Source organism: Salinicola sp. CR57 (genome assembly GCF_003206585.1).
GTDB classification, from domain to species: domain Bacteria; phylum Pseudomonadota; class Gammaproteobacteria; order Pseudomonadales; family Halomonadaceae; genus Salinicola; species Salinicola lusitanus.
In genome coordinates, this window is the sequence record NZ_PZJL01000001.1 from 601,073 (window position 1) to 620,213 (window position 19,141).

Annotated in this window: 19 protein-coding genes; 5 read left to right on the forward strand and 14 right to left on the reverse strand. The window is 63.4% G+C overall.

What is annotated here, in order from left to right; all coding sequences use genetic code 11:
• Nucleotides 1-54: 54 nt before the first annotated feature.
• From atpA to erpA, 14 genes are all read right to left on the reverse strand, one after another.
• Complete coding sequence (atpA, locus tag DOM56_RS02765; protein WP_110707370.1) at nt 55-1,599, reverse strand: F0F1 ATP synthase subunit alpha; 1,545 nt, start codon at nt 1,597-1,599, stop codon at nt 55-57.
• A 16-nt stretch (nt 1,600-1,615) separates the two neighbouring features.
• Complete coding sequence (locus tag DOM56_RS02770) at nt 1,616-2,158, reverse strand: F0F1 ATP synthase subunit delta (protein WP_110601665.1); 543 nt, start codon at nt 2,156-2,158, stop codon at nt 1,616-1,618.
• Between the two features lie 11 nt (nt 2,159-2,169).
• A complete protein-coding gene (locus DOM56_RS02775) occupies nt 2,170-2,640 on the reverse strand; it encodes a F0F1 ATP synthase subunit B (protein ID WP_110601664.1) in 471 nt (156 codons plus the stop codon).
• 67 nt (nt 2,641-2,707) lie between these two features.
• Entirely contained in the window at nt 2,708-2,956 is a 249-nt protein-coding gene (gene atpE / locus DOM56_RS02780; RefSeq protein ID WP_011508579.1) for a F0F1 ATP synthase subunit C, read from the reverse strand.
• 74 nt (nt 2,957-3,030) lie between these two features.
• Nucleotides 3,031-3,897, reverse strand: a complete 867-nt coding sequence (gene atpB / locus DOM56_RS02785; RefSeq protein WP_110707371.1) for a F0F1 ATP synthase subunit A — start codon at nt 3,895-3,897, stop codon at nt 3,031-3,033.
• 3 nt (nt 3,898-3,900) lie between these two features.
• Nucleotides 3,901-4,311 (reverse strand): F0F1 ATP synthase subunit I, encoded by a 411-nt coding sequence (locus DOM56_RS02790; RefSeq protein ID WP_110707372.1) that lies wholly within the window; start codon nt 4,309-4,311, stop codon nt 3,901-3,903.
• A 234-nt stretch (nt 4,312-4,545) separates the two neighbouring features.
• The gene (locus tag DOM56_RS02795; RefSeq protein ID WP_110601660.1) at nt 4,546-5,460 is read right to left on the reverse strand and encodes a ParB/RepB/Spo0J family partition protein; all 915 of its coding nucleotides are present in this window, start codon (nt 5,458-5,460) and stop codon (nt 4,546-4,548) included.
• Between the two features lie 28 nt (nt 5,461-5,488).
• On the reverse strand, nt 5,489-6,256 hold the full coding sequence (locus DOM56_RS02800; RefSeq protein WP_110707373.1) for a ParA family protein: 768 nt from the start codon (nt 6,254-6,256) through the stop codon (nt 5,489-5,491).
• A gap of 111 nt (nt 6,257-6,367) precedes the next feature.
• On the reverse strand, nt 6,368-7,015 hold the full coding sequence (rsmG, locus tag DOM56_RS02805) for a 16S rRNA (guanine(527)-N(7))-methyltransferase RsmG (RefSeq protein WP_110707374.1): 648 nt from the start codon (nt 7,013-7,015) through the stop codon (nt 6,368-6,370).
• Nucleotides 7,012-8,907: a tRNA uridine-5-carboxymethylaminomethyl(34) synthesis enzyme MnmG gene (mnmG, locus tag DOM56_RS02810; RefSeq protein WP_110707375.1), complete on the reverse strand. Its 1,896-nt coding sequence runs from the start codon at nt 8,905-8,907 to the stop codon at nt 7,012-7,014. Before mnmG ends, rsmG begins: the two co-directional genes overlap by 4 nt.
• A 752-nt stretch (nt 8,908-9,659) precedes the next feature.
• Nucleotides 9,660-10,451, reverse strand: coding sequence for an amino acid ABC transporter ATP-binding protein (locus DOM56_RS02815; RefSeq protein ID WP_110707376.1), 792 nt, complete (start codon nt 10,449-10,451; stop codon nt 9,660-9,662).
• Nucleotides 10,448-11,116, reverse strand: a complete 669-nt coding sequence (locus tag DOM56_RS02820) for an amino acid ABC transporter permease (protein WP_110707377.1) — start codon at nt 11,114-11,116, stop codon at nt 10,448-10,450. The genes DOM56_RS02815 and DOM56_RS02820 overlap by 4 nt, the downstream gene beginning before the upstream one ends.
• Nucleotides 11,117-11,252: 136 nt before the next feature.
• Complete coding sequence (locus tag DOM56_RS02825) at nt 11,253-12,014, reverse strand: transporter substrate-binding domain-containing protein (protein ID WP_110707591.1); 762 nt, start codon at nt 12,012-12,014, stop codon at nt 11,253-11,255.
• Nucleotides 12,015-12,146: 132 nt separating this feature from the next.
• Nucleotides 12,147-12,500, reverse strand: a complete 354-nt coding sequence (gene erpA / locus DOM56_RS02830) for an iron-sulfur cluster insertion protein ErpA (protein WP_110707592.1) — start codon at nt 12,498-12,500, stop codon at nt 12,147-12,149.
• Nucleotides 12,501-12,828: 328 nt separating this feature from the next.
• Between erpA and DOM56_RS02835 the strand changes: the two genes are divergently transcribed.
• The 5 genes from DOM56_RS02835 (at nt 12,829) to DOM56_RS02855 (ending at nt 19,078) form a co-directional block, all read left to right on the forward strand.
• Nucleotides 12,829-14,514 carry a chloride channel protein gene (locus tag DOM56_RS02835; RefSeq protein ID WP_110707593.1) on the forward strand — a complete coding sequence of 562 codons (1,686 nt, stop codon included), beginning with the start codon at nt 12,829-12,831 and terminating at the stop codon, nt 14,512-14,514.
• A gap of 132 nt (nt 14,515-14,646) precedes the next feature.
• A complete protein-coding gene (locus DOM56_RS02840) occupies nt 14,647-15,474 on the forward strand; it encodes a hydroxymethylpyrimidine/phosphomethylpyrimidine kinase (protein WP_110707378.1) in 828 nt (275 codons plus the stop codon).
• A gap of 2 nt (nt 15,475-15,476) precedes the next feature.
• Nucleotides 15,477-16,184 carry a thiamine phosphate synthase gene (gene thiE / locus DOM56_RS02845; protein WP_110707379.1) on the forward strand — a complete coding sequence of 236 codons (708 nt, stop codon included), beginning with the start codon at nt 15,477-15,479 and terminating at the stop codon, nt 16,182-16,184.
• A gap of 10 nt (nt 16,185-16,194) precedes the next feature.
• Nucleotides 16,195-17,484, forward strand: coding sequence for a glutamate-1-semialdehyde 2,1-aminomutase (gene hemL, locus DOM56_RS02850; RefSeq protein ID WP_110707380.1), 1,290 nt, complete (start codon nt 16,195-16,197; stop codon nt 17,482-17,484).
• 31 nt (nt 17,485-17,515) lie between these two features.
• On the forward strand, nt 17,516-19,078 hold the full coding sequence (locus DOM56_RS02855; RefSeq protein ID WP_110707381.1) for a bifunctional aminoglycoside phosphotransferase/ATP-binding protein: 1,563 nt from the start codon (nt 17,516-17,518) through the stop codon (nt 19,076-19,078).
• The last annotated feature ends 63 nt before the right edge of the window (nt 19,079-19,141 follow it).

A 19,141-nucleotide genomic window follows, 5' to 3' on the forward strand; every position in this document is an offset into this window, starting at 1 on the left:
AGTCGGGCGGGCCGGCCCGCTCTCGTCCGTGGACAAGAAGGCGGGCCATGCCACTTACCAGGTCTGAGTGGACTTGAACGACTCGAGACCCGACTTGAGACCCTTCTGGATCTCGTCGTCGTAGCCGCCGCTCTGGTTGATCTTGTCGAGCAGATCGGCGTGCTCGGACTTCATGTAGTCGTGCAGGGCACGCTCGAAATCCAGCACCTTGTCGACCGCGACGTCGTCCAGGAAGCCTTCGTTGGCGGCGTACAGCGTGACGCCCATCTCGGCCACCGACAACGGCGAGTACTGCTTCTGCTTCATCAGTTCGGTGACGCGCTGACCGTGCTCGAGCTGCTTGCGGGTCGCTTCGTCAAGATCGGACGCGAACTGCGAGAACGCGGCCAGCTCGCGATACTGGGCGAGGGCCAGACGTACACCGCCGCCGAGCTTCTTGATGATCTTGGTCTGGGCCGAACCGCCGACACGCGATACCGACAGACCCGCGTTGATGGCCGGACGGATACCGGAGTTGAACAGCCCCGTCTCGAGGAAGATCTGGCCGTCGGTGATCGAGATCACGTTGGTGGGAACGAACGCGGAAACGTCGCCGCCCTGGGTCTCGATGATCGGCAGTGCGGTCAACGAACCGGTCTTGCCTTTCACTTCACCGTTGGTGAACTTCTCGACGTACTCGGCGTTGACGCGCGCGGCGCGCTCGAGCAGACGCGAGTGGAGGTAGAAGACGTCACCCGGATAGGCTTCACGGCCCGGCGGACGACGCAGCAGCAGCGAGATCTGACGATAGGCGACGGCCTGCTTGGAGAGATCGTCGTAGACGATCATCGCGTCTTCGCCGCGGTCGCGGAAGTACTCGCCCATGGTGCAGCCGGCGTAGGGCGCCAGATACTGCATGGCGGCCGGATCGGCGGCGCCGGCGGCGACCACGATGGTGTGATCCATGGCGCCGTGCTGTTCGAGCTTGCGCACCACGTTGGCGATAGTCGACTGCTTCTGACCGATGGCCACGTAGATACAGGTGATCCCCGTACCCTTCTGGTTGATGATCGCGTCGATCGCCACGGCGGATTTACCGATCTGGCGATCGCCGATGATCAGCTCGCGCTGGCCACGACCGATCGGCACCATGGCGTCGATCGACTTGAGCCCGGTCTGCACCGGCTGGTCGACCGACTGGCGCGTGATGACGCCCGGCGCAACCTTCTCGATCGCGTCGGTCATCTTGGCGTCGATGTCGCCCTTGCCATCGATCGGGTTGCCCAGTGCGTCGACCACGCGGCCGATCAGTTCGCGACCGACCGGCACTTCGAGGATACGACCGGTACACTGCGCGGTCATGCCCTCTTCGAGCTCGAGGTAGTCGCCCAGGACCACGGCGCCGACACTGTCGCGCTCGAGGTTGAGCGCCATGCCGAAGACGCCACCGGGGAATTCGATCATTTCGCCCAGCATCGCGTCGGCCAGGCCGTGGATGCGGACGATGCCGTCAGCGACGCTGACGACGGTGCCCTGATTACGGGCCTCGGAGGCGACATCCAGCTTTTCGATACGCTGCTTGATGATGTCGCTGATCTCGGAAGGATTCAGTTGCTGCATGCCATGTCCCTCGAACTCAGGCGGTGAGCGCTTCGCGCAGACGTTGCAATCGACCGCGTACCGAACCGTCGATGACGGTGTCGCCGGTACGCAGGATCACGCCGCCTAGCAGCTCGCGGTCCACCTGAGTGGTAATGGAGATTTCACGATTAAGGCGCTTCTTCAGAGCCTCGGCGAGCACGTTCTGCTGCGCATCGTCCAGTTCGAAGGCGGAGACGATGGTGACATCGACCCGCTTCTCTTCCTGGGCGCGCAGCGCCTCGAACTCGTCAAAGATGTCGGGCAACGCAGCCAGACGCCCCTTTTCGCCGACGAGGCGCAGGAAGTTGCCCACGCTCTCGTCGAAGGGCTGGTCTTCGCAGACTTCCAGCAGCAGCCGGGTCTTGTCCTCGAAGGTCAGCCGCGGGTTGCCGAGTATGCGTTCACGGACATCGGTGTCACCGGCCGCCTGAGCGACCAGTGACAGACTCTGGGACCACGCTTGGAGCGCCTTGTTATCGCGCGCGAACTCGAACGCCGCCTTGGCGTAGGGTCGAGCGACGGTAGACGATTCAGCCATGGTGCGCCTCCTTAGAGCTCGGCAGCGAGCTTGTCGACGAGCTCACGATGCTTGGCTTCGTCGATGGAGGACTCCAGGATACGCTCGGCGCCGGCCACGGCCAGCAGCGATACCTGGGCACGCAGCTCTTCCTTCGCGCGATTGATCTCCTGATCGATTTCGCTGCGAGCGCTCTCGATGATGCGCTCGCCTTCGGCCCGCGCGTTGTCACGGGCTTCTTCGACGATCTGATTGGCCCGCTTGTTGGCCTGTTCCAGGATCTGCTGCGCCTGCTCCTTGCTCTCCCGCAGTGTCTCTTCGGCTTTTTCCTGAGCCAGTTCGAGATCACGGGTCGCACGGCTGGCTGCATCCAGACCATCGGCAATCTTCTTCTGTCGTTCCTGCAGCGCCTGCATGACCGGCGGCCATACATACTTCATGCAGAACCAGACGAAGACGGCAAAGGCAATGGCCTGACCAATCAGTGTAAGGTTCAGATTCACGCCAGCACCTCTCGCGTCACGGGTTTGGGGTTAGGGTCACCGGGGCCTCGAGGGCCTTGAGGCGACGTTAACCGACAAACGGATTGGCGAAGGTGAAGAACAGAGCGATACCGACACCGATCATGGTCACGGCGTCGAGCAGGCCGGCGACAATGAACATCTTGACCTGCAGCTGCGGGATCATTTCCGGCTGACGCGCGGCGCCTTCCAGAAACTTGCCGCCGAGGATGCCGAAGCCGATAGCGGTGCCGAGGGCACCCAGGCCGATCAGCAGGGAAACGGCAATCGCGGTCATGCCCAGAACTTGTGCTTCCATGGTTCTCTCCAGTTTCAGTCGAGTCTTGCTCAGTCGAGTTTTGCTAAGGGTCAGGGGTTAACGGGAAACGCTACTCAATGCTGCTCTTCCGTCGCCATGCTGAGATAGACGATGGTGAGCATCATGAAGATGAAGGCCTGCAGCGTGATGATCAGGATGTGGAACACCGCCCACGGGAAGTGCAGCGGCAGCTGCCACAAGCCGACCATGGCTATCAGGATGAAGATCAGTTCGCCGGCGTAGAGGTTGCCGAACAGTCGTAACGCCAGCGAGATCGGTTTGGCCAACAAGGTAACGAGTTCAAGCAGTAAATTGACCGGAATCAACAGGATCTGGGCGAAGATATTGGACGTACTGAAAGGGTGCAACGTCAGTTCGGCGACGAAACCGGACAGGCCCTTGGTACGGATGGAGTAGAAAATGATCAGCGCGAAGACGGAGAGCGACATGCCGAGCGTGGCGTTGACGTCGGTGGTGGGCACGACCTTGAAATAGACGTGGGCCGGGTCGGCACCGAACCAGGCGCCGATCTTCTGCGCCAGCATCGGCAGGAAGTCCACCGGTACCAGGTCCATGATGTTCATCAGGAAGATCCAGCAGAAGATCGTCAGCGACAGCGGCGCGATCAGGCGGCTCTTGCCGTGGAAGGTCTCGCGCACGGAGCTGTCGACGAACTCCACCATCATCTCGACGAAGTTCTGTAGTCCGGTGGGTACCCCGGTGGAAGCGCGCTTGGCGACCAGGCGGAACAGGTACAGGAACAGCACCCCGAGGCCGATCGACCACAGCATGGTATCGACGTGGATGGCCCAGAATCCCATGGCCTTGGCCTCGGCAGCGGAATGAGCCATCGACCAGCCGTTTTCCGGATGCAGACCATAGGTCATGTTCTGCAAATGGTGCTGGATGTACTCCGTACTCGTCATGTTGTTGCCAGCCATGGTTCAGCCTCGAGATTGAATGTGTGACGGGCGGCGCAGGAGCCAGGGCCCCAACCAGTGCGCCAGCAGCGTCACGACATAAGCGCCAAAGAAGAAAGCGGGGTTTGAGGGGGGCACGGTCACGAACACCAGCGTGAACAGTGCCGCCGTCAAACCGAACTTGCCGGCCTCGGCGTGGTAGAAACTCTTGACGATGTATCTCGCCTGCGCCGCCCCCTGATAGCGAAAGGCGCGCCAGGCGAAGAAGGCGTTGGGCATGGCGGCGACGAGACCACCGGTCAAAGCGGAAAACGCCGTCCCGCGGTCCCAGAACCCCCAACCGATGAGGACCAGCCCCATCACCACGCCGCACTGTAACAGGATCAACCCCGCGATTCGCGGTCTGGGAAGCTTGGCCGGTGCCGCTGGTTGCATGGCGTCGGTCTCGCCGTTGAGTCCTGGGATGAAAGTGACATTTCCGCGTGCGCTGTCTGCGTTCGGCGTCAGCCTGGCAAATCTCGGCGGATTATAGAGAAGCGGTCATGCCGCTTCAACCGAACCTGCACCGATCTGAGGCGTCTCCTTGAGCAAACGATCACGAAAAGTGCGTAAATTCCGTTAACGCGCTAAATGTTTTGGTCGCTCGAGACGCTGGAGGCCGATGCGGATTCAGCGGATGTGCCCGAGTATGCCATCCAGCTCATCGAGGCTGGTGTAACGGATGGTGACTCGTCCCTTGCCGGAACTGTTGTGGTGAATCTTGACCGGCGCGCCCAGCAGGTCGGCGAGACGATTCTCGAGCCGGCCGACGTCCGCCGGCGGCTTCTTGGCATCGGCCTTGGTCTGGCCACTGGCAATCTGCTTGACCAGGGCCTCGGTCTGGCGAACGGTGAGCTCGCGAGCCACGACTTCATGAGCCGCATGGCGCTGCTTGGCGGCCGGCAGGCTCAGCAGGGCACGGGCGTGGCCCATGTCCAGATCGCCACGTTCGAGCAGCGTCAGCACCTGCGGATCCAGCGCCAGCAGGCGAAGGAGATTGGCAACCTGGGCCCGCGACCGACCGACCGCATCGGCCACCTGCTGCTGGGTCAATTCGAACTCGTCGAGCAGACGCTTGAGCGCCATCGACTCCTCGACCGGATTGAGGTTCTCGCGCTGAATGTTCTCAATCAGAGCGAGCGCCAGGGCGACCTCGTCGCTGACCTCGCGAATGACCGCGGGGATGGTCTCGAGCTCGGCCAGCTGCGACGCTCGCCAGCGGCGCTCGCCGGCGATGATCTCGTAACGCTCTGCGCCAATTTGTCGCACCACGATCGGCTGCATGACACCCTGAGCGCGGATCGAATCGGCCAGCTCTTCCAATGCCTCGGGCTGGATATCGCGCCGCGGCTGGTACTTGCCGCGGGTCAGCTGTCGCAACGGCAGGCGCTCGAGCCGCTCCTCGGACGCATCGAACTCCGGCGGCGCCTGGGCTGGCGAGGGCTTGTCGGAACCCGACTCCGGCGACAGGCTGTCGCGGCGACGGGCACTGGAACCGATCAAGGCATCGAGACCGCGGCCCAGCGGGCGTTTGCGCGTCGTCATGGGGTATTCCTCGCAGCAGTCATCGTCATTACAGCGCCAGCCGGCGAATCAGTTCCTTGGCCAGGACGCGGTGCGCCTGGCTGCCACGCGAGAGCCGCGCGTACTTGGTGACGGGCACGCCGTGGCTGGGCGCTTCCGCCACCCGCACGTTGCGCGGGATGGTGGTCTTGAGTAGAGAATCGCCGAAATACTGGCCGAGCTGCTTGCTGACGTCGCGGGTCAGGCTATTGCGCGGGTCGTACATGGTTCGCACGATGCCGAAGATCTCGAGGGTGGGGTTCACGCTCTCCTGGATCTGCTCGACGGTGTCGAGCAGCGCTGACAGTCCCTCCAGCGCATAGAATTCGCACTGGACCGGGATCAATACACCGTGAGCGGCGGTGAGCGCATTGACCGTCAGCATGTTGAGGGACGGGGGACAGTCGATCATCACCACGTCGTAGTCGGCGGCAACGGTCTGGATCGCGGTCTGAAGCACGCGTTCGCGGCCATCGCGATCGAGCAGATCGACCTCGGCGGCGGTCAGGTCACCGTTGCCCGGCAGCAGTGCGTAGCCGGCCACCGCGCAGTCGATGATCACCTCGGCGGCACTCTTGTCGCCGAGCAGCACGTCGAGGACGCTGCCGTCGAGGTCGTGCTTGTCGACGCCGCTGCCCATGGTGGCATGGCCCTGGGGGTCGAGATCGATCAGCAATACGCGTCGATCGAGGGCCGCCAGGCAAGCCGCCAGATTGACCGCGGTCGTCGTCTTGCCCACGCCGCCCTTCTGGTTGGTCAATGCAATGATTCTGGTCACTGGCGACTCCCTTCGTCGAGACTGATCCTGTGGATCGCGAGCGATCCGCTGGCGCTGATCCGGCCCGGCGTCGACGACGCCGGTGTTCCTCACGTCTGGCCCATGACGAGCCTACTGGCGATGGCCCGCCTGCTCGTCCCGCCCGAGGCGGAGCAACTGGCGTTCGACGTCGTCCACGCCGGGCACCGCCAGGGCAAGCTGCTCGCGCACCACGACATGGGGCGGCAACGATTCGAGTTCCCGGGGTTCCAGGCCCCCTTTCATCGCCAGCCACTCGCCGCCTTGGGCCAGCAACGGCTCGGTAAGCCCGATGAAATCCCCCAGTGCGGCGAAGGCGCGCGAGATGACCTGGTCGAACGTGGCGTCGAAGGATTCGACCCGAACCTGCTCGCAGCGCACGTTCACGAGCCCCAGTTCCATCACCGCCTGGCGCTGAAAACGGACTTTCTTGCCGTTACTGTCCAACAACGTGACCTGGAGGCCGGGATCCAGAATCGCCAATACCAGTCCCGGAAAACCCGGTCCCGAGCCGACGTCCAGCAAGTTGGTGCCACCCACGGCGAAGGCGACGCTGGCGCTGTCCAGCAGATGACGGCTGACCATCGCCTCGGGCGAGCGTACTGCGGTGAGGTTATAGGCGCGATTCCACTTGTGCAACAGCGCGAGCAGCGCCAGCAGTCGCTGACGCTGACCGGCGTCGCAAGGGACCTTCAGCGCCGCCAGTCCCTCATCGAGAATCCGTTCACAGCTCGGGGTCATGCGCTCAAGGCCCGGCTGTCGTCGATCAATCGCCGCTTCTTGAGATGGATCAGCAGAATCGACACCGCGGCCGGCGTGACGCCGGAGATCCGCCCGGCCTGGCCCAGGGTCTGCGGGCGCGCCTGTTCGAGCTTCTGGCGAATCTCGTTGGAGAGCCCCTCGACCCTGGCATAGTCCAGCGAGTCGGGCAGCGGCGTCGCTTCGTGCCGACGCAGGCGATCGATCTCATCCTGTTGCCGCGCGATGTAACCCTCGTACTTGGCCTCGATCTCCACCTGCTCGGCGACCGGCTCGTCGCTGACGGCCTCGCCCTTGAGCGAAGCAACGTCCGCGTAACCGAGTTCGGGGCGCTTGAGCAGATCCATCAGGCTGTATTCACGCGCCAGCGGCTGGCCGAGCTTTTCGGCGACACGCTGACCGGCTTCGGTCTTCGGCTGGATCCACGTCGCACGCAGGCGAGCACTCTCGTTCTCGATCTTGTCGCGCTTGGTCTCGAAGGCGGACCAGCGGTGATCGTCGACCAGCCCCAGGTCGCGACCGATGGCGGTGAGGCGCAGGTCGGCGTTGTCCTCACGCAGCAGCAGACGATACTCGGCCCGCGAGGTGAACATGCGGTAGGGCTCCTGGGTGCCCATGGTGATCAGGTCGTCGACCAGCACCCCGAGATACGCCTCGTCGCGACGCGGCCACCAGACCGATTCGCCCAGCGCTCGGCGAGCGGCGTTGAGCCCCGCCAGCAGCCCCTGGGCGCCGGCTTCCTCGTAACCCGTGGTGCCGTTGATCTGGCCGGCAAAGAACAGGTTGTGGATAAATTTGGTTTCCAGCGAGTGCTTGAGATCCCGCGGATCGAAGAAATCGTACTCGATCGCATAACCTGGCCGCGTGATGTGCGCGTTCTCCAGCCCTTCGATCGAGCGCACGACCTGCAGCTGGACATCGAATGGCAGTGACGTGGAGATCCCGTTGGGATAGAGCTCGTGGGTATCCAGGCCCTCCGGTTCGACGAAGACCTGGTGGCTGGTCTTGTCGGCGAAGCGGTGGACCTTGTCCTCGATCGACGGGCAGTAACGCGGGCCCACGCCTTCGATCACGCCGGAGTACATCGGCGAACGATCGAGATTGGCGAAGATGATCTCGTGGGTACGCTCGTTGGTGTGGGCGATGTGGCAATCGACCTGACGCGGGTGCTGCTCGCGGGTGCCCAGGTAGGACATCACCGGCAGCGGCGTGTCGCCGGGCTGGCGCTCGAGCCTGGAGAAATCGACGCTCTTGGCATCGATCCGCGGTGGCGTGCCGGTCTTCAGCCGATCGACCCGGAACGGGAGCGCTCGCAGCCGCTGGGCCAGCGCATTGGCCGGCGGATCGCCGGCGCGACCACCGGCATGGTGATCCAGACCGATATGGATCACACCGCCCAGGAAGGTCCCGGTACACAGCACCACGGTGTCCGCCATGAAGCGAATGCCGGTCTGGGTGGTGACGCCGACGACGGTCTCGTTTTCCACAACCAGATCGTCGACGCCCTGCTGGAACAGCGTGAGATTGGGCTGATTTTCCAGCATGCCGCGAATGGCGGCCTTGTAGCGGACGCGATCGGCCTGGGCTCGGGTAGCCCGAACCGCCGGGCCCTTGCGTGAGTTGAGCACGCGAAACTGGATGCCGGCCAGGTCGGTAGCCTGGGCCATGGCCCCACCCAGGGCATCGATCTCCTTGACCAGATGGCTTTTGCCGATCCCGCCGATGGCGGGATTGCAGGACATCTGGCCCAGGGTCTCGATGTTGTGCGTCAGCAGCAGCGTACGGGCACCACTTCGTGCCGACGCCAGCGCGGCTTCGGTTCCGGCATGGCCACCGCCGATCACGATGACCTGAAAACGGTCGGGATACTCCACGGTTTACCTCACGAGGTGCCCGCAGCGCTTTGGCTCGAGCGGGCACCGACGATGAATGGATCACGAAATCGGCTAGGCCGATTTTACCGTCCTGTTCACGACGGCGATGGCACGGCCCCGGAGGGTTCGGTGGCCACGAAAGCCGCCCAGTATAAACCTCCTGTGGGTAACCGTCAGGGGTTTTCCACATCGGGATCGAGCCGATCCGTCAGTCATCAGATTCATTATTAAAAAAATGAAAAATATATAAAGAAGTTCTGTAGTGGTAGTGACTATTGGTGTGGACACTTTTCGTGGATAAGTAAAAATTCACCCATAGAATCATTATCTTGGATTGTTATTCGATTGTTTGAAAAGCTCTGGCGAGCCTGCTGACAGGGGCGTTGATTCCTGTGGACAGCTTCGCCTCTTGTACACAGGCGCGACCGCGCACGGGTTATCCACCGCTGCATACGGTAGCTGTTACCGCGACGGTCAACAAACCCTCGATCGTGGCGAAGAGCCTGAGGCGTCAGGGCTGGAGGCGAATCGGCGAAAAAACTGTCCACAGGCAAAAAATATGCCTTGGGATAACCCAAGGGCGATGAAATCTGTCATCACGTCGGCGTTTTTCCGGATCAAGCTGTCTCGATCGTACGGCGTCCATGGCCGAATCCGATCCGGATGAACCGATAAGGAGGAAGAGGTGGAGCGGGTTTGGAGGGCAGGCACGGAGGAGGTTCATCCGTGCCATCTGGTTGAGAAGCCGGTCGCTAGTGCTTGAGCACGCGGGAGAGAAACGCCTGGGTACGCTCATGGCGAGGCTGATCGAACAACTGGTCGGGCGGGCCCTGTTCGACGATCTGGCCGCCGTGGACGAATACCACGCGATCGGCGACCTCGCGGGCGAAGCCCATCTCATGGGTGACGATCATCATGGTCATACCGTCGTTGACCAGTTCCCGCATGGCATCCAGCACTTCACCGATCATCTCCGGATCCAGCGCCGAGGTCGGCTCGTCGAACAGCATCAGGCGAGGTTCCATGGCCAACGCCCGGGCCAGCGCCACGCGCTGTTGCTGCCCTCCGGAGAGTTGAGTCGGATGCTTGTCGGCCTGATCCGAGATGCCGACCCGCTCCAGTAGCTTGTCGGCGATAGCATCGGCCTGCCGCCGGGTCATGCCGCGGACCTTGCGGGGCGCCAGGGTGACGTTGTCGCGGATCGACAGGTGCGGGAACAGGTTGAACTGCTGGAACACCATCCCGACCTCGGTACGGACTGCCTGAAGCGACTTGCCGCTGGCGCCATTGGGCAGCAGCGTCTTGCCGTCGACCTCGATACGACCGGATTGGAAGGGCTCGAGGCCATTGACGCAGCGGATCAACGTCGATTTTCCCGAACCACTGGCACCGATGATCACCACGACCTCGCCCTGGGCCACGCTCAGGTCGATGTCCTGCATCACGTGCAGACGGCCGAAGTGCTTGTTGACCCCTTCGAGACGCACGATCGGCGACGATCCGGACGATTGGGTGGTCTCTTGCCGGTTTGCGCTATCGTTCATCCCAATAACCCCTTGCGTTCGAGCAGACTCAGAGCCAACGACAGACTCAGGGTAATCGCCAGGTAGAGCAGGGCGATCATGAAATAGACTTCCAGCGCGGTGAAGGTATTGGCGATATAGACCTGACCCTGGCGGACCAGCTCACCCACACCGATCACCGAGAACAGCGACGTGTCCTTGATGCTGACGATGCCCTGGTTGCCGAGTGCGGGAATCATCCGGCGCAGTGCCTGGGGCCAGATCACGTAGCGGAAGGTCTGGGGCGGGGAAAGTCCCAGCGACAGCCCGGCCTCGCGCTGGCCCCGTTCGATCGACTGCACGCCGCCGCGCACGATCTCGGAGATATAGGCACCGGCGTTGAGGGCGATGGCCGCGATCCCGGCGGTCAGCGCGTCGATGGGGCCACCGAGTAGCGTCGGCAGGCCATAGAAGATGAACAGGACCTGGACCAGCACCGGGGTGCCGCGAAACACCTCCACATAGACCACGGCGGGCCAGCGTATCCAGCGGGAAGGGCCGATTCGCATCAATCCGAAGACGATGCCGATGACGAAGCCGATGGCGAGGCCGGCGAAGGAGATGAGCAGGGTGTAGGGCAAGCCCTTGAGCAGGAACGGCAGCGAATCGATTGCCGCCTGCCAGTCGAACTGGAAGTTGAATTCCACGAGGTTCTCCGTTGGCAACGATGAGATCTCTCATCGCGTCACGACGAGAGATCTCCGGCCACTCTGGGAGTGGCATTCTCCACAAACCATCCGGGGGCCGACGCCAGTGGCGCGGCCCCTGGTCAGGCGGGCGAGGTCACTTGGATTCCGGTGCTTCGCCAAACCACTTCTTGTGGATCTCGTCGTAGGTGCCGTCCTCGTGCATGGCCTCGAGAGCCTCATTGGCCGGCTCGACCCAGTCGCTCCCCTTGGCGAAGGCGATACCGTACTGCTGGCCCTCGTAGAGGGGACCGACCGTCTTGACCATGCCCTCGCCCTTGGTCTGGGCGAAATAGCCCACGTTGGGCGCATCGTAGAAGACCGCATCGGCGCTGCCGCCCATCAGGGCCATGTACATGTCGGAGCTGCCCGGATAGGGCGTGATCTCGGCGCTATCGCCCAGTTTTTCCTGCAGGTAGTCGTAGCTGGTGGAGCCGATCTTGGTGGCGATGCGCTTGCCTTCCAGGTCGTCCAGCGAGCCGACGTCGCTGCCATCGGCAACCAGGATGCGCAGGCCGGAGTCGTAGTAGGGGTCGCTGAAATCGACGATCTGCTGGCGCTCGTCGGTGATGGTGATGCCGGCGATGGCCAGATCGACGTTGCCGGTTTGCACGGCGGGGATGATGCCGTTGAAATCCATGGTGTTGAGATCGACGTCGAAGCCGGCGCGATCGGCGATCTCATGAAGGATGTCCATATCGAAACCGACCATCTCGCCGCTCTCCTGATCCATCATCTCGAACGGGACGAAGCTGGGGTCGGTGACGGCCTTGAGCGTGGTGTCCTGAGCCGAAGCCAGACCGGAAACGCTCAGGGAGAGTGCGACGGCGGGGATGGCGAGCCAGTGGCTCGGCGTCATGTTGTTTTTCATAAGCTCCTCAAGTCATTGTTCGATCGGGACAATCAATGACTACCTTGAGGAAGATTGTTACTGAAGGTCAAGTCGACCTAGGCCGCAGCCAGGGACGGTGGACCGTACGTCACTGCCGCTTCAGATAGAGAACGAGGCCCCGCAGCCGCAGGTGGACTGGGCGTTGGGGTTCTTGATGACGAATCGGGCGCCAGCGAGCCCCTCCTCGAAATCCACCGTCGAGCCCACCAGATACTGGTAGGAGAGAGGATCCACCACCAGGCTGACGTCGCCGTTGTCGATGACGGTATCGTCCTCGGCCGTCTTGTCGCCGAGGTCGAATCCATACTGGAACCCCGAACAGCCACCGCCCGTGACATAGACCCGCAGCTTCAGCTCGGGGTTGTTCTCTTCGGCGACCAGGGCCCTGACCCGCCTGGCGGCGGCGTCGGTGAAGAACATCGGGGTTGGAGCGAAAGACTCCACTGTACTCATCGTCACGCTCCCGTTGGTGCCGGCCGTGACCGGGCTGTCGATAATGACGTAGGGCGGCGGGGCCGCCATCACACCTCCATTATCGTTAATACCGAGTAAAAGGGTCAACTTTAGTGTCGGGGGTACTCACCGCCGACAGTCGAGGATCGGTGTATGATGTCAGTTACGTAACGCTCGCACGATGTGACCGCCACCCTGGCAGGTATCGCGCACCAAAGACGAGCGATCGAGATCGGGCAAGGAGGAGAGTTTGTCACGCGTGCCGCGGTTCGTCCCACGACGTCCCAGCCTCGAACGTTTCCGACGCCAGTTGGCGAGCGTCGATGCCATGCCCCAACTCTGCCTGCTGGGGATTTTCGCCGGCATTCTGACAGGCTCCGTGATGGTCGTTTTCCGACTGTTGCTGGAGTTCGGCGCCCTGTTGTTCATTCCCGGTGACAATCCCGAAGCCTTCGAGACGCTGCCGCCAACGTTTCGCGCGGTGCTGCCGCTGATCGCGGTCACCTTGATCGGACTCTGGCTGTGGCCGCAGCCCAGCCGGGCGCTGAAGATGGGGATCGGCCATGTCATCGAGCGCCTCGCCTACCACCAGGGCAAGATGCCGCTGCGCAACTGGATCAACCAGTGGTGGGTCGGGGTGATCTCGGTCATCGGCGGGCTATCGGCCGGCCGCGAGGGGCCGGCGATCCACCTCGGCTCCGCGGCCTCGAGCTGGATCGGCTCGCGGCTGCGGCTGCCGCACAACAGCCTGCGCGTGCTGGTGGCCTGCGGCACCGCAGCGGGCATTTCCGCGTCGTTCAACACGCCCATCGCCGGCGTCATCTTCGCCATGGAAGTGGTGATGATGGAGTACACCATCGCCGGCTTCATGCCGGTGATACTCGCCGCCACCATGGGCGCGCTGGTGTCGTGGGCGGTCTACGGGTCGGAGCCGGCGTTCAGTGTGCCGCCGCTGCAGCTCAATTCGTTGCTGGATCTCCCCTGGATCGTGCTGACCGCGCTGGTCGTCGGCGTGCTGGCCGGTGGCTTCGTGCGCCTGGCCCAGGGGCATCCGTCGATCGCCCGGATACCCTTCGCTCTGCGGCTGGCGACCATCGGCCTGCTCACCGGAGCCGTGGCATGGTGGTACCCGCAGGTGCAGGGGATCGGCTACGACAGTCTCGAGCAGATGCTCAACGGGCCGATGGCGCTGGACGTGCTGCTGGTGCTGGCGGTGGTCAAGCTGGCGCTGACCGGACTCTGCATGGCGGGCGGCGTGCCGGTGGGCGTGATCGGGCCGATGCTGGTTTCCGGGGCGGCGGTCGGCGCGGTGATGGGCATGGTCGGCGGGGCGCTGCTGCCGAGCGTGGTCACTACGCCCAATCTCTACGCGGTACTGGGCATGGCGGCGATGATGGCGGCGGCGCTCCAGGCCCCGCTGGCAGCCCTGTTGGCGCTGCTGGAGCTGACCCGCAACTCGTCGATCATGCTGCCGGGCATGCTGGCGGTGGTGGTCGCCGTTCTCACCGCACGCCAGCTCTGCCGCTGTCAGGGATTCTTCCTCTCCAGCCTGACCCAGCAGGGGCTCCATCCGCTGCAGCAGCCGTTGATGCAGGCGTTGTCGCGGGTTGCCGTACCGGCGGTGATGGAGCGCAACCTGGTCCGTACGCCGAGAGTCATCGATCATGACAGGGCCAAGGCGCTGCTCGATTCCAAGCCGACCTGGCTGGTGATCGTCCAGGACAACAAGGACAAGCCGCCACTGGCGATGAAGGCTGCCCACCTGGCGCGGGTGCTGCACGATGAGGAGTGGCTCGCGGAGCACGAGCGTATCGATCTCGAGGAGGTGCCCGGGCAGCGTCTCGATCTGGCGCCGGTGCACCTGGAGGCGACGCTCTCCGAGGCTTACGACACGCTCAACGAATCCGGTGTCGACGCGCTCTATGTCGAGCACACCACGGCGCCGATGATTCGCAAGATTTCCGGTATCATCACTCGCGAGGCGATCGAGAACTATTATCGACGTAAACGTTGATAGGATGAACGCGCCTGGTGTCGAGACTCAGGACACACCGAAGCGATCGATGAGGAGAGCTCCCATGCGAGAGATGAACGGCTATCTCGCCACACGCTCCCCGGCGGTGACGAGCGTCCCGGGGGAGGCGTCATGATTCGCTACGAAGACAAGCCCGTGGTCATGGTGCTGGCGGGCCACGATCCCAGCGGCGGCGCGGGACTGGTCGCGGATGCCGAGGCCGTGCGCGGCTGCGGTGGCTGGCCGGTGACCGTGCCCACCGCCATGACCGTCCAGTCGACCCGCGACGTGGTCAGCGTCGAATCGTGCAGCGGCGATTTCATTCGTCGTGCGGCCCGGGTGCTGTTCGACGACTTCCGTATCGCGGCGATCAAGGTGGGGTTGATCCCCGATCTCGAGGTGCTGGAAGCGGTGATCGATGTCGCCCGGATGAGCCCCGGCACGCCGCTGATCGTCGACCCGGTCCTGCGCAGCGGCCGCGGTTCCGAATTATCCACACCCGCTCTGATCGAGCCGATTCGCCATCGCCTGCTACCCCTTGTGGATATCTTGACACCCAACCGTCGCGAACTGGCACTACTCTCCACGATCGACGACGCCGATGAAGTGGCTCGGGTGGTCGAGGTTATGTCCCTGGGCTGCGCCGCGGTGCTGGTGACCGGTACCGATCCCCTGGGGCAGGAGTCGACGCAGGCCCACGTGGTTCACACCTTGCATACGCCCGAACTCAACCGACAGTGGCAGTGGCCGCGCCTGCCTGCCGACTATCACGGTTCCGGCTGCACGCTGGCGTCGGCGTTGGCGACCCGGCTGGCCGCCGGCGAGGGGCTCGCAGCGGCCTGCGCCCAGGCGCAGCGGTTCACCTGGGATACGCTGGATAACGGTCTGGCGCTGGGTCAGGGCCAGTATCTACCGGACCGGGTCTGGCGTGCGCCGGACTTCGATGCCACGCTGGAGTGATGATGTCGACGCGCCCGCCTTCATCGACCCTGAATGGACTCTACGCGATCACCGACAGCCAGCTGTTGCCGGACGATCGCACGCTGCTCACGGCCTGCGAATCGGCGCTGAGCGAGGGAATCGCGTTGCTGCAGTACCGTGACAAGTCCGCGGATACCGCGCGGCGTTGGCGGCAGGGCGATGCCTTGGCCGCACTGTGCGAGCGCCACGCGGTGCCGCTGATCGTCAACGACGATCTTGAACTGGCGCTGCGACTGCAGCAGCGCTGGGGGGATATCGTCGGACTGCACGTCGGTCAGGACGACGTCTCGCTGGCAACCGCCAGGCAACGGCTGGGCGACCGAGCCATCGTCGGTGCCACCTGCCATGATTCCCCGGTCCTGGCGCACCAGGCGGCCGAGTCCGGTGCCAGCTATCTGGCGTTCGGGCGCTTCTTCGCCTCGCGCACCAAGCCGGAGGCCGCGCCGGCGTCGCTATCGATACTCGAGGAGGTGGCTCATCTGGGGTTGCCCCGGGTCGCCATCGGTGGCATCGACGCTCGCACCGCCCCCGAGGCACGACAAGCCGGCGCCGAGATCCTGGCTGTGGTCCATGCCGTCTTTGGTAGGCCGGATATCGCGCGGGCGGTGCGCGAACTCAAACTCCAGATTGGCGATGGCGCTTCGCCGAATACCAGGATCGGCCGTCATTCTGTAATCGATCAACGCTAGAGAGAACACCATGACCACATCCGCCGAGCTCTTCGAGCGTGCCTGCCGCCACATTCCCGGCGGCGTAAACTCTCCGGTAAGAGCCTTCAAGGGCATGTCCCAGCCGCCGGTCTTCATCGAGCGCGCTCAGGGCGCCTATCTGTTCGACGTCGAGGGCAAGCGTTATATCGACTACGTGGGCTCCTGGGGGCCGATGATCACCGGACATGCCGATCCCGAGGTGCTCAACGCCGTCCGCGAACGGCTCGACAGCGGGCTCTCGTTCGGGACGCCGACCGCGATCGAGACCACCATGGCCGATCTGATCTGCGAGATCATTCCCTCCATCGACATGGTGCGCATGGTCAACTCCGGCACCGAGGCGACCATGTCGGCGATCCGGCTGGCGCGGGGATATACCGGCCGCGACAAGATCGTCAAGTTCGAGGGCAACTACCATGGTCACTCGGACTCGCTGCTGGTGAAAGCCGGTTCCGGTGCCTTGACCCACGGCGAGCCCAGCTCGCCCGGCGTGCCGGCGTCACTGGCCGAGCACACCCTGACACTCTCTTACAATGACATCGAAGCCGTGCACGAGTGCTTCGAGGCCATGGGCGAACAGATCGCCTGCATCATCGTCGAGCCGGTGGCCGGCAACATGAACTGCATACCGCCGCAGCCCGGTTTCCTGGAAGCCTTGCGCGAGGTGTGCGATAGCCACGGCAGCGTATTGATCTTCGATGAGGTGATGACCGGTTTCCGGGTGGCGCTGGGCGGTGCCCAGGCGCACTACGGGATCACGCCGGATCTGACCTGCCTCGGCAAGATCGTCGGCGGTGGCATGCCGGTCGGCGCCTTCGGTGGCAAGCGCGACATCATGGAACAGATATCGCCGCTGGGTCCGGTCTATCAGGCCGGCACGCTATCGGGGAATCCGCTGGCGATGGCGGCCGGTATCACGCTGCTCGAGAAGGTACGCCAGCCAGGTTTCCACGAGGCGCTGTCCACCCGGGTCGAGACGCTCTGCGACGGGCTCGAGACACGTGCCCGCGATGCCGGTATCGAGATGATCACCCAGCGTGCCGGCGGCATGTTCGGCCTGTTCTTCACTGCCCAACAGCGGGTCGACAATTTTGGCCAGACCATGGCGTGCGATGCCCAGGCGTTCCGCGATTTCTTCTCGCACATGCTCGAGTCCGGCGTCTACCTGGCACCCTCGGCATTCGAGGCCGGATTCATGTCTAGCGCTCACACCCATGACCATATTCAGACGACCTTGATGGCCAGCGAGCGTGCCTTCGCCGCCATGCGTCAACAATGAGTCACGAACGCCACTGACAGGGAGACGACGCATGAGCCGAACGCTGATACAGGCGCTCAAGGAGAGTGATTGTTTCGATCATCCGATCGGCGCCGTCGAAGTGTTCGAAACCCCCATCTCCTGGGTGGTATCGACCGGCGATTACGCCTACAAGATCAAGAAGTCGCTGGATTACGGCAGTTTTCTCGATTTCTCGACGCTGGAGAAGCGCCGGCGCCTCTGCGAGCAGGAGGTCGCGCTGAATCGTCGCGTGGCGCCGGCGCTCTACCTTGGCTGCGTGGCCATCTCGGGCACCGAGGAGGCGCCCCGGGTCAACGACGACAGCGCGCCGATCGAGTACGCGGTCAAGATGCGTCAGTTCAGCACCCGCCATCTGCTGAGCTCGCTGCAGGCCAGCGGAGAGCTGTCGGCGGAGTTGATCGACGATCTCATCGACCAGTTGGTGGCGCTTCACGAATCCGCTCCCAGCGCCTCGGGGGACAATCCTTTGGGGTCGCCGCCGAGCATTCACGAGATGCTGGTCGGCGAGTTCGACGTGATCGAGCCGCTGCTGGAATCGTCTGGCGATCTCGAGCAGCTGGCCAACGTCAAGACGTTGACGCTCGAGAGCTTCGCGCGTCTGGAACCCATTCTGGCATCGCGCTGGAGAGAGGGTTTCATCCGCGAGAGCCATGGTGACATTCATCTCGGCAATGCGGTGCGGTTCGAGGGCAAGGCGATCCTGTTCAACGGCATCGAGTTCAACGATCGTCTGCGCTGGTGCGACGTGGCCTGCGAGCTCGCCTTCCTGATCATGGATCTGGAAGCCCGTGGCGAGCGGGAATTCGCCCATTATGCGCTCAACCGGTACCTCGAGCTGTCCGGCGACTACCAGGCGGTACGGCTGCTCAACTTCTACAAGCGTTATCGAGCCCTGCTCAGAGCCCGGATCGAACTGGTGCGAGACCACGATGCCGGGGTGATGGACGATCTGCCCGGTGGCGAGCCGATAGAGGTCTTTCGCCGTTATCTGACGATGGCCCAGGAGTACAGCGAATTCCGCTTTCCCTACCTGATCCTGGCGGTCGGCGTCTCCGGCAGTGGCAAGAGCCGGTTCACCGAGGAGATCGTGCGACGGCTGGGCGGGGTGCGGATACGCTCCGATGTCGAACGCAAGCGGCTTTTCGATTTTACCGCGGCACCCGACGATGCAAAAGCCGTCTACAGCGAGACAGCGACCGACCAGACCTATCGTCGGCTGGCCGAACTGACGGGCACGGTACTCGAAGCGGGGTTGCCGGCATGCATCGATGCCACCTGCCTGCTGCTGGAACAGCGCAAGCGGCTACGTTTCGAAGCCGAGAAGCGTGGTCTGCCAGTGCTGATCGTCAGTTTCGAGGCCGACCGGGCGACCTTGCGGGCCCGTATCGTCAAACGCGCCAGGCGTAGCGGAGAGCCGTCCGAGCGGAGTCTTTCGATTCTGGAGCGTCAACTTCAGCGTTTCGAGCCATTCGCCAGTGACGAGACGACCCACCTGGTGCATCTCGATACCACCGCGCCGGATGCCAACCTGACGCTAGCTTCTCTGATTCAGGAGCGGATGCGGCTAAACTGAGAGAGCCGGGAAGCCATGTTTCACTGGCTTCCTGGCTGAGTGACAGGCTGTTACGCGGCGGCT